This is a genomic window from Burkholderia sp. AU44665 (genome assembly GCF_030504405.1).
GTDB lineage: Bacteria > Pseudomonadota > Gammaproteobacteria > Burkholderiales > Burkholderiaceae > Burkholderia > Burkholderia semiarida.
Window position 1 is genome coordinate 24,065 of record NZ_JAUJRI010000002.1, and the last position, 13,927, is coordinate 37,991.

The window sequence follows — 13,927 nt, forward strand, 5'->3', positions numbered from 1 at the left end:
CGATGCTGCTTGCTCAAATCAGCGATCTCCACATCAAGCGGCCGGGCCAGCTCGCGTACCGGCGCGTCGACACCGCGGCCGCGCTCGCGCGCTGCGTCGCGAAGCTGAACGCACTCGTGCCGCGCCCCGACGCCGTGCTCGTCACCGGCGACCTGACCGACTTCGGCCACGATGAAGAGTACGGCAACCTGCGCGGGCTGCTCGCGGCACTCGAGATGCCGTACTACCTGATGATCGGCAATCACGACGACCGTGCCGGTCTGCGCCGCGCGTTCGCCGATCGCGCCGAGTTGCAGGACGGCGAATTCGTGCAGTACGCGCTCGACGTCGGCGCGGTGCGCGTGCTCGCGCTCGATTCGCAGGTGCCGGGCGCGAGCCACGGCGACCTGTGCGACGCGCGGCTCGCGTGGCTCGCCGCGCAGCTCGACGCCGCGCGCGCGCAGCCGGTGATCGTCGCGCTGCATCACCCGCCGTTCGTGTCGGGCATCGGCCACATGGACAAGCTGCGTCTAGCGCCCACCGCCGCCGCGAAACTCGATGCGCTGCTGCGCGCGCATCCGAACGTCGAGCGCGTGCTGTGCGGCCACGTGCACCGCACGATGTTCACGCGCTTCGGCGGCACGCTCGCGTGCGCGGTGCCGTCGCCCGCGCACCAGGTCGCGTTCGACCTGCGGGCCGACGCGCCGTCCGCGTTCCGGCTCGAACCGCCGGCGTTCGCGGTCCACCGTCATGCGCCCGATACGGGGATGACGTCGCATCACGTGTATATCGACGAAGGCGCGGGGCCGTATCCGTTCTACGAGCCGACGGGCGAGCTGGTCGACTGACCGATGTGAAGCGCGGTGACGGGCGACGGCAGGCCCGTCGCGCCGGCTTGCCGCCGGCAGGATTCGCGTCGCTCCGGTATGATCGGCAGCCTCGACCGGCGCCCGGCCTGCCGACGCATCCGACGCGTGCGCCGCCTGCCGCGCCGCCCCACTCCGTTGCCGCCGCCATGTCCACCGCCTCCACCGACCGTCCGACCGACGCCGCCTCGCCCCACTACTCGCGCAGCCTGCTGTTGCTGCTCGCGACGATCGCGGGCGTGTCGGTCGCCAACATCTACTACAACCAGCCGCTGCTCGACAGCTTCCGCGCGACCTTTCCGGACGGCGCGTCATGGATCGGCGCGGTGCCGACCGCGACGCAGCTCGGCTATGCGGCCGGCATGTTCCTGCTCGCGCCGCTCGGCGACCGTTTCGATCGCCGCGGGCTGATCCTGCTGCAGATCGCCGGGCTGTCGATCGCGCTGATCGTGGCGGCCGCCGCGCCGTCGCTGGCCGTGCTCGCGATCGCGAGCCTCGCGATCGGCATCCTCGCGACCATCGCGCAGCAGGCCGTGCCGTTCGCCGCCGAAATCGCGCCGCCGGCCGAACGCGGCCACGCGGTCGGCACCGTGATGAGCGGCCTGCTGCTCGGCATCCTGCTCGCGCGTACCGCCGCCGGCTTCGTCGCCGAGTATTTCGGCTGGCGGGCGGTGTTCGCCGCCTCGGTCGCGGCGCTCGTCGCGCTCGCCGTCGTGATCGTGCTGCGGCTACCGCGCAGCTCGCCGACGTCGACGCTGTCGTACGGCAAGCTGCTCGGCTCGATGTGGCATCTGGCCGTCGAATTGCGCGGGCTGCGCGAGGCATCGCTGACGGGCGCCGCGCTGTTCGCGGCGTTCAGCGCATTCTGGCCCGTGCTCACGCTGCTGCTCGCCGGCGCGCCGTTCCATCTCGGCCCGCAGGCAGCCGGATTGTTCGGGATCGTCGGCGCCGCGGGCGCGCTCGCCGCGCCCTATGCGGGCCGCTTCGCGGACACGCGCGGCCCGCGCGCGATCATCTCGCTCGCGATCGCGCTGCTCGCGCTGTCGTTCGTGATCTTCGCGCTGTCGGGGTCGAGCCTCGTCGGGCTCGTGATCGGCGTGATCGTGCTCGACGTGGGCGTGCAGGCCGCGCAGATCTCGAACCAGTCGCGCATCTATGCGCTGAAGCCCGACGCGCGCAGCCGCGTGAACACGGTGTACATGGTGTGCTACTTCATCGGCGGCGCGCTCGGCTCGTCGGCCGGCGTCGCCGCATGGCGCGCGTTCGGCTGGACCGGCATGTGCGCGGCCGGCCTGCTGTTTGCGGCGCTCGCCGGCTGGTCCCACCACCGCGGCGGCCGGCGCGGCTGAGCGGGATCGGCTGCGGCTGCTACGGCTGCGGCGGCGTCACGCGTCGGTGCGCGCGGCGGCCGGCTCGGCGGCGGCGGGCGGCGGCGCGAACGCCGGGGCCGGGTCGATCACCGCGCCGGGATCCATGACCGCGGCAGGCGTCGGTACCGCCAACGGGACGGCCGAAGGCGCGAGAATCGGCGCCGGATCGGGTGTCGCCATCGGCTCGGACGGCGGCGAAGCATCGCTTGTGAGCGCCTGCTCCACCGCCGCGGCCGGTGCGGCCGGTGCGGCCGGTGAAGTGGCGGCCGAGGCGGTGGCCGTAGCAGCCGCGGGCCGACGCGCCGGATCGAACACGAACGACAACCCGACGCTGCCGAGAATCGCGACGGTCGCAACGACGGTCGCCATCGTCACCGGTTCGCCCAGCAGCAGCGCACCGAGCGCAACCGCGACGATCGGGTTCACATACATGCAGCTGCTCGCGATGATCGGGCTCGTATGGCGGATCAGATAACCGTACGCGACGTACGCGGCCATCGTGCAGAACACCATCAGGTACACGAACGCGAACACCGACCCGACGGCCAACTGTTCGACGCGTTCGCCCAACAGCCACGCGACGATCGTCGACATCAGCCCGCCGAGGCCGATCTGCAGCGACGTCGACAGGAACAGGTCGGACGGCAGCTTGAGCCGCGTCGCGAGATGCGCGCCGCCCGCCCAGAACAGTGCGCCGGCCAGCACGCAGATCGTGCCGAGCGCCGAGTTCGCGGCGGCCGCGCCGCCCGAATTCAGCACGACGATGCCGACCATCCCGAGCGCGACGGCCGCCCATTCGCCCTTCGCCACCGGCCGCCCGGCGACCGCCGCGATCACGGTCGCGAACAGCGGCACCGTGGCCACCATCACCGCGGCCGACCCGCTGCTGACCGTGCGCATGCCGAGCGCGATCGTGCCGGACGACAGCGCGACGAGCATCGTCCCCACGATCGCCGAGTTGCGGATTTCCAGCAGCGTCGGCCATTCGGGCTTGCGCCGCAGCGCGAAGATGAACAGGCCGATCCCGCCGAGCAGGTTGCGCAGCCCCGACAGCAGCAGCGGCGGAAACGACTGCAGCGCGAAATGCAGCCCGCTGTAGGTCGAGCCCCAGACGAAATAGATGAAGACGAGCGCCAGCGCCACGCGACCGCCGCGGCTTTGCGGCAGACGGATCCGGAACGAAAATCGGGCGAGGAAATCGAGAAGGCGGTCGAGCGGTGTCATTGCGCTGCCCGCCCGCACGTCGCGTCGCGTGCTCCGCGGAAAGACGCCGGCAATGCCGGCAAACGGTCCACGCGGAACCGGGAAGGCAGAGCAAACGTGCGGAACGACATGGCAGTGCGAACGGCGACGAAAAAGAACCGGCAAGCGGCGGCAGAGGGACAAAAAAAACGCGCGCAACCGTTTCGGTTGCGCACGCTCGGCATTATGGCATCAAGGATTCGAAAGCATCGTCAGACCTGTCCGAAAGGATCGGGAGTGACGTTTCGGCGCGACACCCAGCGTGCCGCGAGCCCTTCCTGTCTACCGCGTCAGTTCGACCTGCACGACCGCGCCGCTCTCGTCGGCCGACAGCACGGTGATCCGGCGTCCGGACAGCGTATCGACGATCGACTTGCCCGGCATCAGCGGCGCGTCCTTCATGCCGTCCGCGCTGCCGGGCGTCGCATCGACGAGGGTGTTCTTGATACTCACGGTGTTCGGGTGGCGCATGATCCGCACCGTCACGCCGTTGACGAACGGCGACGTGTCCGGCCAGTCCTCGAACGTGCCGCGCTTGCCCGCGTCGAGCTGCGGACGGCGGAATTCGAGCACCAGCGCCGAGCCGTCCCCACGCGGCAGCCGATAGCCCTGCTTGCCCGGCAGCGTGCTCCACAACGGCGCGAGGCGATACGTGCCGGGCTTGACGATGGCGGGCACGTCCTCCTCGGAAAGCCAGCCGGTAAACAACTGGTAATCGACCGGATACATCCGCCGGCCGCCACCGCCCACGGTATCGGTCGGATCGTCGATGCCGCCCGTCACGCAGCCGTTGCCGATCACGACGGCGCCATCCTTGACCGGGCAGTGTTGCAGCGAATCGGGGTGGTGTACGCCGAGCCCGTGCCCGAACTCGTGCGTCCACATCCAGTACCCATGCCCGGAGCCGTTCGACAGGATCCACGCGCCCGGGCTCCCGGCCAGACCTGAAAATCTGCATTCGCGGTTCGACGGGAAATCGACGAACAACAAGTTGAACTTGCCGGCATCGACGCCGCGCGCCTTCGCCGCGGCCTTCGCCTGCGCGCGAATGGCGACCGAATCGCACCCCTTGGGGAAATCGCCGAGATCCACGTCGGTCAGCATCGTGCCTTCGATCCCGAACTTGCCGCGCGATGCCAGCTTGAGGTAGTGCGCGAGCGACGAAAAATCGTCGCCGTCACCGAATACCGCCTTGCGGATCGGCTCGGCGGGATTCGCCGTCTGGCCCGTAAAGCGGCCCGTTATCAGCAACACGCGATCGGTGCCGCCGACCCTTCGCATGAGGGTCGGCACCTCGCCTTCATAGGTCCAGCGCGCGGCGGGCTGGCCGGTTTCGGGCAGCATCGCGGGTGCGCCCTCCGTCGCCTGCAGCGTGTTCGTCGCGGCCCAGTGCTTGTTCAGCATCGTGAACGTGCCGTTCGGATCGAGCATCGCCGCACGCCACAGCCGCGTCGCCGGGTAATCGGCGCCGCCGCACGACGACATGCTCACCGCGCCCGGCGCGGCAGGCGCCGCACGCAGGCAGACGTCGCGGCTCTGCGATGCGGCCAGCACGTTCTTCACCCTGAAGTTCTCGTTGTTGGCCCGCTCCATGCGCCAGCGCTGCGCGTCCGATCCCGAACAGGCCGCGAACCCGACGGACACGCCATCGACAGTCGACATCGTGAGGCAGCGCTCGCCGCCTTGGGCGAGGTTGCGGATGGCGAAGCTCGTGTCGATGGGTGCAGGCGGCGGTTCGACCGGGGGTGGTTCGACCGGGGGTGGTTCGACCGGGGGTGGTTCGACCGGGGGCGGCTCGACCGGCGGAGGCACAACCGGTGGAGGCACAACCGGCGGCGGCTCGACCGGGGGCGGCTCGACCGGCGGAGGCACAACCGGTGGAGGCACAACCGGCGGCGGCACGACCGGCGGCGGCACAACCGGCGGAGGCTCGCCGGGCACCGCCTCGGGCAGCGTGGGCGGCGGATCGACCACTTCAACATCGCCCGGCTCCGGACGCGGGCTCGCGTCCTCGATCTGCACGACCTCGGACGAATCGTCACCGCCGCAGGCCGACAACGTCAAACCCGCCAGCAGACAAAATGCTCCCAACGGCAAACCACGCCGAAAAAATACACGACCCATGCTAATCGACTCACCGCGAATAGGAAAAAGGAAGGCGCAGCCGCACACGCATCACACCGTGCGCGACCAGCGTTACTCGACCTGTCATTCGCGATTCGAATAGCGAATAGGTTAAATTCCGCTGCTGCCAGATACATACGTCAATTGACGCCGATCTCCAGCGAGGAGACCGGCGCGACGAGAAAATTATAAAATTCGACGTATTCGGCAAACAATCGTACAAGTACTAAATTACGATCCTCATTAACGCCATGAAATTCGACCTTTACCGATCTTTTTCGAGATAAGTCGCCAGTCCATCGCGCGATGCGGCCCACGTCACGATCCGCCGAACCAGTTGTAGCCCTGATCGACCCAGTAGCCGCCCGGGAACGTATCGGTCACGAAGATTTCCATGATGTGCTTCGGGTTCTTGTAGCCGAGCTTGGTCGGCATCCGAAGCTTCATCGGGAAACCGTACTCCGGCGGCAGCTGGCGGCCGTCGTATTCGAACGCGAGCAGCGTCTGTGGATGCAGCGCGGTCGGCATGTCGATGCTTTCGTAGTAGTCGTCCGCGCACTTGAAGCCCACGTATTTCGCGTGTGTGTCCGCGCCGGCGCGCGCGAGGAATGCGCCGAACGGCGTGCCGCCCCAGCGGCCGATCGCGCTCCACCCTTCCACGCAGATATGGCGCGTGATCTGTTCCGCGTGCGGCAGTGCGCGAAGCTCGTCGAGCGTCCATACGCGCTTGCCCGTCACGCGGCCCGACAGCACGAGCCGATACGTCGATTCGTCGACGTGCGGCACGTCGTCGATTCCGTAGTACGCGTTGAACGGAAACGGCCGCGTGATGTCGGCCTCGGTGTAGGTCGGCGCGAGCTGGTTCGGGTTGAACAGCCACGCCTGCACGCGGTCGTTCATGCGCGATACTTTCTCGAGGAACGTGTTGACCGACGCGTCGTCCTGCAGCGTGCAGCCGGTCAGCATCGTGAGGCCGCCGAGCGTCAGCACGCGCCGGTTGAAGAGCCGTCGCGACGGCATCTCGAGTTCGCGGCGCACGTCGAGCTCGAGCGATTTCCGGTCGAGCGCCCAGCGCGGCTCGCCGCGGTTGTTTTCAGATTCCGACATGATGATTTCCTTCGCCCGCGGTGTACGGGTCAGCGGCCGCGCAGCATCGCGAGCAGCGAGCGCGGCACCAGCAACGCCATCGCGACGTGGACGACCACGAACGCGACCAGCAGCGACATCGCCCAGAAGTGCACGATGCGCGCATTGTCGTAACCGCCGAACAGTTCGCGCAGCAGCGGGAACTGCACCGATTTCCAGATCGCGAGCCCCGACAGCACCAATACGACGAGATCGACGATCGCGGTCAGATACGCGGCACGTTGCACCGCGTTGTAGACGCTCAGGTCGTCGTGCGACAGCCGCCCGCCGAGCGCGGCGCGCACGTCGCGCCACACCGACGCAGGTGTCACGGGCAGCAGCTTGCGTGCGAAGCGCCCCGTCGCGATCGACATCGCGAGGTAGAACAGGCCGTTGCCGACCAGCAGCCACATCGCCGCGAAATGCCATTGCAGCGCACCGCCGAGCCAGCCGCCGAGCGTGATGCCGTGCGCGAACGTGAACGACGGATAGATCGGCGACGCATCGTAGATGCGCCAGCCGGACAGCGCCATCAGGATCGCCGCGAGCGCGTTGAGCCAGTGGCTCGCGCGCACCCACCGCGGATGGATCGTCGGCGCGGGCGGCGGCACACTCGCGCGATCCGTGACAGGGACCGTTTGCATGATGAAGACTCCCGGGATGATGTGGCGGGACGCGACGCGCGCCGGTGACCGGCCGGTCGCGCCCCGCACGCATTCGTTAGTTCGACGGGCTCATCGCGTCCTTCTTCATCGCGTCGTCCTTCTTCATCGAATCGTGACCCATCGCGTCCTTCTTCATCGCGTCCTTCTTCATCGCCTGCTTCTTCATGCCGTCCTTCGACATCGCACCGTCCTTCGCCATCGCGTCGTGGCCCATCGCGTCCTTCGACATCGACATGCCGTCCTTCGACATCGCATCGTTCTGCGCGTAGGCCCCCGTTGCGATCGTGGCAAGTGCGGCGATACAGGTGGCGACGAATACTTTTTTCATGACATCTCTCCGATACATGGGTTAAGGAGCCGAATAGACGGAGCACGCGGACGGAAATGACAGCGATGACGAAAATTTTTTTGCGCCCGAAAAAAGGGAACGGACTACTGCCCCGCTCGGCCGTTCTGTCCGGCCCTGCATCGCGGTTCGACCGCAGCGCTTGCTGCGGCGCAGCGTGCACGCACCAGCGGCCGCGATCCGGCCATCGCCCGGCGACATCCGCGCCGCATCCGGTTGAAACCGCCGCCAAGCCGGTGTATCGTGTGCGCTGCTAACGCGGGGGTCCTGCAATGCGTTCGGTCAAACAACCGGCATTGCGGGTGAGAAATACCCTTTGAACCTGATCTGGATAATGCCAGCGCAGGGAAGCGTACGGATTTCGCCGCCATCCCTCTGACGAAACCCGCCGCCTCACCAAGCCTTGTCTCCTGCTTAGCTCGAGCCCCACATTCGTCAAGGGCTCCGGGCAAGCGCCGAAGCGCCTGTCCGGCGCCCGCACAGGAGATTGCATGAACGCCAATCCGAAGTTTCTGTCTGCCGACGCCCACGTCGACGCCGCCGCCGTCGCCCCGCTGCCCAATTCGCGCAAGGTGTATGTCACCGGCTCGCAACCCGACATCCGCGTGCCGATGCGCGAGATCACGCAGGCCGACACGCCGACCGGCTTCGGCGGCGAGAAGAATCCGCCGATCTACGTGTACGACACGTCGGGCCCGTACACCGATCCGGACGCGAAGATCGACATCCGCGCGGGCCTGCCCGCACTGCGTCAGCGCTGGATCGAAGCGCGCGGCGACACCGAAGTGCTCCCCGGCCTGTCGAGCCGGTACGGCCTCGAGCGCGCGGCCGATCCGGCCACCGCCGACCTGCGTTTCCCCGGCCTGCACCGCAACCCGCGCCGCGCGCAGCCCGGCAAGAACGTCACGCAGATGCACTACGCGCGTCAGGGCATCATCACGCCGGAAATGGAATACATCGCGATCCGCGAGAACCAGCGCCGCGCCGAATACATCGAGAGCCTGAAGTCGAGCGGCCCGAACGGCGCGAAGCTCGCCGCGATGATGGGCCGCCAGCATCCGGGCCAGGCGTTCGGCGCCGCGGCCTTCGGCGCGAACGCGCTGGCCGAGATCACGCCGGAATTCGTGCGCGACGAAGTCGCGCGCGGCCGCGCGATCATCCCCGCGAACATCAACCACCCGGAATCCGAGCCGATGATCATCGGCCGCAACTTCCTCGTGAAGATCAACGCGAACATCGGCAACTCGGCCGTCACGTCGTCGATCGGCGAGGAAGTCGACAAGATGACGTGGGCGATCCGCTGGGGCGGCGACACGGTGATGGACCTGTCGACCGGCAAGCACATCCATGAAACGCGCGAGTGGATCATCCGCAACAGCCCGGTGCCGATCGGCACGGTGCCGATCTACCAGGCGCTCGAAAAGGTCAACGGCAAGGCCGAGGACCTGACCTGGGAAATCTTCCGCGACACGCTGATCGAGCAGGCCGAGCAAGGCGTCGACTACTTCACGATCCACGCGGGCGTGCGCCTGCAGTACGTGCCGCTCACCGCGAACCGGATGACGGGCATCGTGTCGCGCGGCGGCTCGATCATGGCGAAGTGGTGCCTCGCGCATCACAAGGAAAGCTTCCTGTACGAACACTTCGAAGAGATCTGCGAGATCATGAAGGCGTACGACGTGAGCTTCTCGCTCGGCGACGGCCTGCGCCCCGGCTCGATCTACGACGCCAACGACGAAGCGCAGCTCGGCGAACTGAAGACGCTCGGCGAGCTCACGCAGATCGCGTGGAAGCACGACGTGCAGGTGATGATCGAAGGCCCCGGCCACGTGCCGATGCAGTTGATCAAGGAGAACATGGATCTCCAGCTCGACTGGTGCAAGGAAGCGCCGTTCTACACGCTCGGGCCGCTGACCACCGACATCGCGCCGGGCTACGACCACATCACGTCGGGCATCGGCGCCGCGATGATCGGCTGGTTCGGCACCGCGATGCTGTGCTACGTGACGCCGAAGGAACACCTCGGCCTGCCGAACAAGGACGACGTGAAGGAAGGCATCATCACGTACAAGCTCGCCGCGCACGCGGCCGACCTCGCCAAGGGTCATCCGGGCGCGCAGGTGCGCGACAACGCGCTGTCGAAGGCGCGCTTCGAGTTCCGCTGGGAAGACCAGTTCAACATCGGTCTCGACCCGGACAAGGCGCGCGAATTCCACGACGAGACGCTGCCGAAGGATTCGGCGAAGGTCGCGCACTTCTGCTCGATGTGCGGCCCGCACTTCTGCTCGATGAAGATCACGCAGGACGTGCGCGAGTTCGCGGCGCAGCAGGGCGTGTCGGAAACCGAAGCGCTGAAGAAGGGGATGGAGGTCAAGGCGGTCGAGTTCGTGAAGACCGGCGCCGAGATCTACCACCGCCAGTAAGCACACGCCGCGAGCCGCACCGGCTCGCGTCGCGATGCACGACGCCCGCTTTCGAGCGGGCTTTTTTGCGCATGCCGCGTGCCTGCCGGCGCAGGGGAAACAATTGATTACGAAAGCGCGCGAGCCTTAACAAGTCCTTACAGCAGCGCCGCAGGACGGCGCGTAGATTGGGGTCATGCGCGGCCGCCGGCCGGTCGCGCGCCCTCCGTTCACTACCACAAGGACAACGATCATGAATTCGATTCGGCGTTTTGGGGTATGCGCGCTCCTCGTCGCGACAGTGGCCAGCCTGTCGGCCTGCGATTCGATGTCGCGGCGCCAGCGCGATACGGCAATCGGTGCGGGTGTCGGCGGCGTCGCCGGCGCGGCGATCGGCGGCAACGCGCTGTCGACGCTGGGCGGCGCGGCGGCCGGCGGCATCATCGGTAACCAGATCGGCAAGTAAGCAGCCCGACTCCGGCCGGCCGGGCGTCATCCGGCCACGGCCGATCGGCTCAACGGCGCTTCCGCACCGCGGACGCGCCGTTTTTGCATGTAGCGCCGCAGGGCGTGGCCGCTGACCGGAAATGATCGGTTACCGTTTCTCATACCGTGTCACCGGTCCTCGGCCTAAGCTTCGAGTATCTGCCGATAGCCGGCTGCGCCGGAGACACATCATGAACAGGACCTTCGTCGCCTCGGCGCTTGCCTGCGCGACGCTTGCCGGCTGCTATTACCCATACGCCTACTATCCCGGAGGCTATTACACGGCGGCGCCGGCGCCGGTACAGCCCGCGCCCGTGTATGTCGATCCGGCCCCCGCCTACTACTATCCGGCGCCTGCGTATGGGCCGGCGTGGGGCGGCTATTGGGGCCCGGCACTGTCGCTCAATTTCGGTTTCGGCGGACGCGGCGGCTGGCGTCATCGCTGATCGGCCGCACCGCGCGTGGCCGCCCGCCGCCGGGCACGACCGGCGACGTTCCCGTTTCTTGTCGTTTCATCCGATCGTGAAACGACGGTGTGGTAACGCGGTGTAAGATCCTCGCATCCCGTCCCCGCCCTCCCCGATCGATGTCGCCCAAAAACGCTTTCCTGCTGACCGTGCTCGCCGCCCTGTGGGGCGCATCCTTCCTGTTCATCCGGATCGGCGTGGTCGATTTCGGCGTCGCGCCGCTGATGGCGCTGCGCGTGGGCATCGGCGCGCTGTTTCTCGCGGGCTTCGCGCTGACGCGCTTCAAACCGGCCGATCTCGGCGCCCGGTTGCGCCGTCATGCGTGGCCGCTGTTCGTCGTCGGCGCGCTGAATTCCGGCATCCCGTTCTGCCTGTTCGCGTTCGCCGAATTGACGCTGTCGGCCGGCGTGACGTCGGTGATCAACGCGACGACGCCGCTGTGGGGCGCGCTCGTCGCTTATCTGTGGCTGAAGGACAAGCTGTCGCTGCCGCGCGCGCTCGGCCTCGTCATCGGGTTCGCCGGCGTACTCACGCTCGTGTGGAACCAGATCGCGACCGCGCACGGCGACACGGGCGCCGGCGCGACCGCGCTCGCCGCGGCGGCCGCACTGGGCGCGACGCTGCTGTACGGCGTCGCGGCCAACTATACGAAACGCAACCTCGGCGGCGTCGATCCGCTCGTCAACGCAGCGGGCAGCATGATCGGCTCGACCGTGCTGTTGCTGCCATTCGCGATCGCGACGTGGCCGGCCGCGCCGATCGGCGTGCACGCATGGGGCGCGGTGCTCGCGCTCGGCGTCGCGTGCACGGGCATCGCCTATTTCATCTTCTTCTACCTGATCGCGCACATCGGGCCCGCCCGCGCGATTACCGTGACGTTCGTGATCCCCGTGTTCGGCCTGCTGTGGGGCGCGCTGTTCCTCGGCGAACACGTGTCGGCCGTGATGATCGAAGGCTGCGCGATCGTGCTCGTCGGCACCGCGCTCGCGACCGGCGTGATCAAGCGGATTCCCGGCGTCCGGCCCCGCGGCGGCGAAGCGGCCTGACGATCGGCACGCCGGGCGCGCACGGACCGTCGCAGGCCGCAGCCCAGTGGCCGCCGCGCGGCAATGCCGATGACGGCGCGCCGCGGGTTGGCCGACATGCCGCCGATCGCACCGCGGCGCGCGGCATTCGTCTCATTCGTCTGACAGCGGCGGCCGGCCGCCGGGATTTCCCGTATCGGGCGGCAACGACGCACGATCACGCCCTGTCGCGGGATGCTCGCCCGCGGCCGCGGCGCGCTTCGTTTCGCGACGATCATGCACCGTACGCACGCATGCGGCGCCCGCGGCCGCGCCGCCGCCCGCGTGCCGGAATCGCGATGTAGCGTTTGCGTCTGGAGTTACCCTGATACGCGCGCCGCGGCAATCCCGTTACACTCGGGACACTTATCCGCAGAAGGCAGTCTCGATGCCCCACGTTCTTTCGCGTCCGCCTGCGCATGCGGCTGCATCGGCGTGGCGGAGTGTCGACACCCCGCCGCCCCCGCCTGGGCACCGTTGACATGAAGCCCACCCGCGACCTGTCGCTCGACGCCCTGCTCGAACGCCTCACGCCGACACCCCACGGCTGGCTCGCCACCTATCGCACCACGACCTTGCGCAGCGTGTTCCAGCCCGTGCTGTCGATCACGCACAAGCGCGTCGTCGGCTACGAGGCGCTGCTGCGCGTCGTCGACGGGAACGGCGCGCTGGCGTCGCCCACCGCCCTGCTCGACAAGACGCGCGGCGACGCCGACGCGCTGCTGCTCGACCGGCTCGCGCGCTGCCTGCACACGGCCAACTTCGTCGCGCAGGGCATCGGCGACGGCTGGCTGTTCCTGAACGTGACGCCGCGCGTGCTCGATACGGGCCTCGTGCAGCGCGAGTTCGTCGAGGCGCTATGCCGGCATTTCGCGCTGCCGCCGAACCGCATCGTGCTGGAAGTGGTCGAGCAGCCGGCGCGCGACGAAGCCGCGCTCGCCCGCACGATCGACATGATCCAGCATCGCGATTTCCTGATCGCGATCGACGATTTCGGCACCGGCTTCTCCAACTTCGACCGCGTGTGGCGGGCGCGACCCGACATCGTGAAGCTCGACCGCTCGCTCGTCGAGCGTTCGACCAGCTCGGCCGAGGATCGCCGCATCATGCATCACCTCGTGTCGATGCTGCACCAGGCCGGCGCGATGGTGCTGGCCGAAGGCGTGGAAAGCGACGACGCGTTGCAGGCGCTGATGGAAGCCGACATCGATTTCGTGCAGGGTTTCCGGTTCGGTCAGCCCGATGCATCGATCGCGCACGCGAGCGCGGCGGCGCCCGCGATGCTCGACGCCGCGTGGCGGCGCTTCATCGCCCGCCGGCACACGCCGGTGGCCGCCGGGCAGCCGGGCTTCGACGCGATCGAACGCCTCGTGCTCGGCGGCGCGGCCGCGTTTTCGGCGAGCGGCAACCTGCAGGACGCCGCACAGCGCGTATTCGCGGTGCCTGCCGCGCGTCGCGTGTTCGTCACGGACGAGACGGGCGAACAGTTCCTGCCGTCGATCGGCGCCCCGCTCGACGATAGTCAGGCGAGCGCGACCCGCCTCGCCCCGTTGTTCCCGGAGACCCACAGCAACTGGTCGCGACGCCCGTATTTCCAGCGCGCGATCGCCGCCCCCGGGCGCGTCGCGCTGATGGGCCCGCACTTTTCGCTGACGGAAGGCCGCGACTGCTATACGGCCGCCGTCGCGATCCGCGCGCAGAGCCGGCTCGTCGTGTTCTGCGTCGATTTCGTGCTCGACAGCGCCGGAACCGTGATGCGCTAACGGGCCGCGCACGGCGGACCTTCGCTCG

The 13,927-nt window shown here is 68.1% G+C and carries 12 protein-coding genes and 1 riboswitch; of the genes, 7 read left to right on the forward strand and 5 right to left on the reverse strand.

Features of this window, described 5'->3' with window-relative positions; genetic code table 11:
• Nucleotides 1-2 precede the first annotated feature (2 nt).
• Nucleotides 3-827 carry a phosphodiesterase gene (locus QZM15_RS05145; RefSeq protein WP_302106008.1) on the forward strand — a complete coding sequence of 275 codons (825 nt, stop codon included), beginning with the start codon at nucleotides 3-5 and terminating at the stop codon, nucleotides 825-827.
• Between the two features lie 167 nt (nucleotides 828-994).
• Nucleotides 995-2,194, forward strand: a complete 1,200-nt coding sequence (locus QZM15_RS05150) for an MFS transporter (protein ID WP_104012331.1) — start codon at nucleotides 995-997, stop codon at nucleotides 2,192-2,194.
• A 36-nt stretch (nucleotides 2,195-2,230) separates the two neighbouring features.
• Here the strand turns inward: QZM15_RS05150 and QZM15_RS05155 are convergent, their stop codons facing one another.
• The 5 genes from QZM15_RS05155 to QZM15_RS05175 form a co-directional block, all read right to left on the reverse strand.
• Nucleotides 2,231-3,439, reverse strand: a complete 1,209-nt coding sequence (locus QZM15_RS05155; protein WP_302106009.1) for an EamA family transporter — start codon at nucleotides 3,437-3,439, stop codon at nucleotides 2,231-2,233.
• A gap of 300 nt (nucleotides 3,440-3,739) precedes the next feature.
• Nucleotides 3,740-5,119 carry an RICIN domain-containing protein gene (locus tag QZM15_RS05160; protein WP_302106010.1) on the reverse strand — a complete coding sequence of 460 codons (1,380 nt, stop codon included), beginning with the start codon at nucleotides 5,117-5,119 and terminating at the stop codon, nucleotides 3,740-3,742.
• Nucleotides 5,120-5,899: 780 nt separating this feature from the next.
• Entirely contained in the window at nucleotides 5,900-6,688 is a 789-nt protein-coding gene (locus tag QZM15_RS05165) for a molybdopterin-dependent oxidoreductase (RefSeq protein ID WP_302106011.1), read from the reverse strand.
• Between the two features lie 29 nt (nucleotides 6,689-6,717).
• A complete protein-coding gene (locus QZM15_RS05170) occupies nucleotides 6,718-7,350 on the reverse strand; it encodes a cytochrome b/b6 domain-containing protein (protein WP_059644109.1) in 633 nt (210 codons plus the stop codon).
• A gap of 76 nt (nucleotides 7,351-7,426) precedes the next feature.
• Nucleotides 7,427-7,699, reverse strand: coding sequence for a pentapeptide MXKDX repeat protein (locus QZM15_RS05175; protein ID WP_059644106.1), 273 nt, complete (start codon nucleotides 7,697-7,699; stop codon nucleotides 7,427-7,429).
• Between the two features lie 268 nt (nucleotides 7,700-7,967).
• Nucleotides 7,968-8,084: riboswitch (TPP riboswitch) on the forward strand.
• 124 nt (nucleotides 8,085-8,208) lie between these two features.
• On the opposite strand from QZM15_RS05175, the gene thiC reads away from it, so the two are divergent.
• From thiC to QZM15_RS05200, 5 genes are all read left to right on the forward strand, one after another.
• Complete coding sequence (gene thiC / locus QZM15_RS05180; RefSeq protein ID WP_059573925.1) at nucleotides 8,209-10,140, forward strand: phosphomethylpyrimidine synthase ThiC; 1,932 nt, start codon at nucleotides 8,209-8,211, stop codon at nucleotides 10,138-10,140.
• Nucleotides 10,141-10,372: 232 nt separating this feature from the next.
• A complete protein-coding gene (locus QZM15_RS05185; protein ID WP_059573926.1) occupies nucleotides 10,373-10,585 on the forward strand; it encodes a glycine zipper 2TM domain-containing protein in 213 nt (70 codons plus the stop codon).
• 211 nt (nucleotides 10,586-10,796) lie between these two features.
• Entirely contained in the window at nucleotides 10,797-11,051 is a 255-nt protein-coding gene (locus QZM15_RS05190; RefSeq protein ID WP_059573927.1) for a hypothetical protein, read from the forward strand.
• A gap of 140 nt (nucleotides 11,052-11,191) precedes the next feature.
• Entirely contained in the window at nucleotides 11,192-12,118 is a 927-nt protein-coding gene (locus QZM15_RS05195; protein ID WP_059644097.1) for a DMT family transporter, read from the forward strand.
• 500 nt (nucleotides 12,119-12,618) lie between these two features.
• Nucleotides 12,619-13,899, forward strand: coding sequence for an EAL domain-containing protein (locus QZM15_RS05200; protein ID WP_059573929.1), 1,281 nt, complete (start codon nucleotides 12,619-12,621; stop codon nucleotides 13,897-13,899).
• Nucleotides 13,900-13,927: the final 28 nt, after the last annotated feature.

What these genes read in the sequence shown, in the direction of transcription:
- QZM15_RS05195 (WP_059644097.1), top strand. Translation starts at nt 11,192, where the DNA reads ATGTCGCCCAAAAACGCTTTCCTGCTGACCGTGCTCGCCGCCCTGTGG.
- QZM15_RS05165 (WP_302106011.1), bottom strand. Translation starts at nt 6,688, where the DNA reads ATGTCGGAATCTGAAAACAACCGCGGCGAGCCGCGCTGGGCGCTCGAC.
- QZM15_RS05170 (WP_059644109.1), bottom strand. Translation starts at nt 7,350, where the DNA reads ATGCAAACGGTCCCTGTCACGGATCGCGCGAGTGTGCCGCCGCCCGCG.
- QZM15_RS05200 (WP_059573929.1), top strand. Translation starts at nt 12,619, where the DNA reads ATGAAGCCCACCCGCGACCTGTCGCTCGACGCCCTGCTCGAACGCCTC.
- QZM15_RS05160 (WP_302106010.1), bottom strand. Translation starts at nt 5,119, where the DNA reads ATGTCGACTGTCGATGGCGTGTCCGTCGGGTTCGCGGCCTGTTCGGGA.
- QZM15_RS05155 (WP_302106009.1), bottom strand. Translation starts at nt 3,439, where the DNA reads ATGACACCGCTCGACCGCCTTCTCGATTTCCTCGCCCGATTTTCGTTC.
- thiC (WP_059573925.1), top strand. Translation starts at nt 8,209, where the DNA reads ATGAACGCCAATCCGAAGTTTCTGTCTGCCGACGCCCACGTCGACGCC.
- QZM15_RS05145 (WP_302106008.1), top strand. Translation starts at nt 3, where the DNA reads ATGCTGCTTGCTCAAATCAGCGATCTCCACATCAAGCGGCCGGGCCAG.
- QZM15_RS05175 (WP_059644106.1), bottom strand. Translation starts at nt 7,699, where the DNA reads ATGAAAAAAGTATTCGTCGCCACCTGTATCGCCGCACTTGCCACGATC.
- QZM15_RS05150 (WP_104012331.1), top strand. Translation starts at nt 995, where the DNA reads ATGTCCACCGCCTCCACCGACCGTCCGACCGACGCCGCCTCGCCCCAC.
- QZM15_RS05190 (WP_059573927.1), top strand. Translation starts at nt 10,797, where the DNA reads ATGAACAGGACCTTCGTCGCCTCGGCGCTTGCCTGCGCGACGCTTGCC.
- QZM15_RS05185 (WP_059573926.1), top strand. Translation starts at nt 10,373, where the DNA reads ATGAATTCGATTCGGCGTTTTGGGGTATGCGCGCTCCTCGTCGCGACA.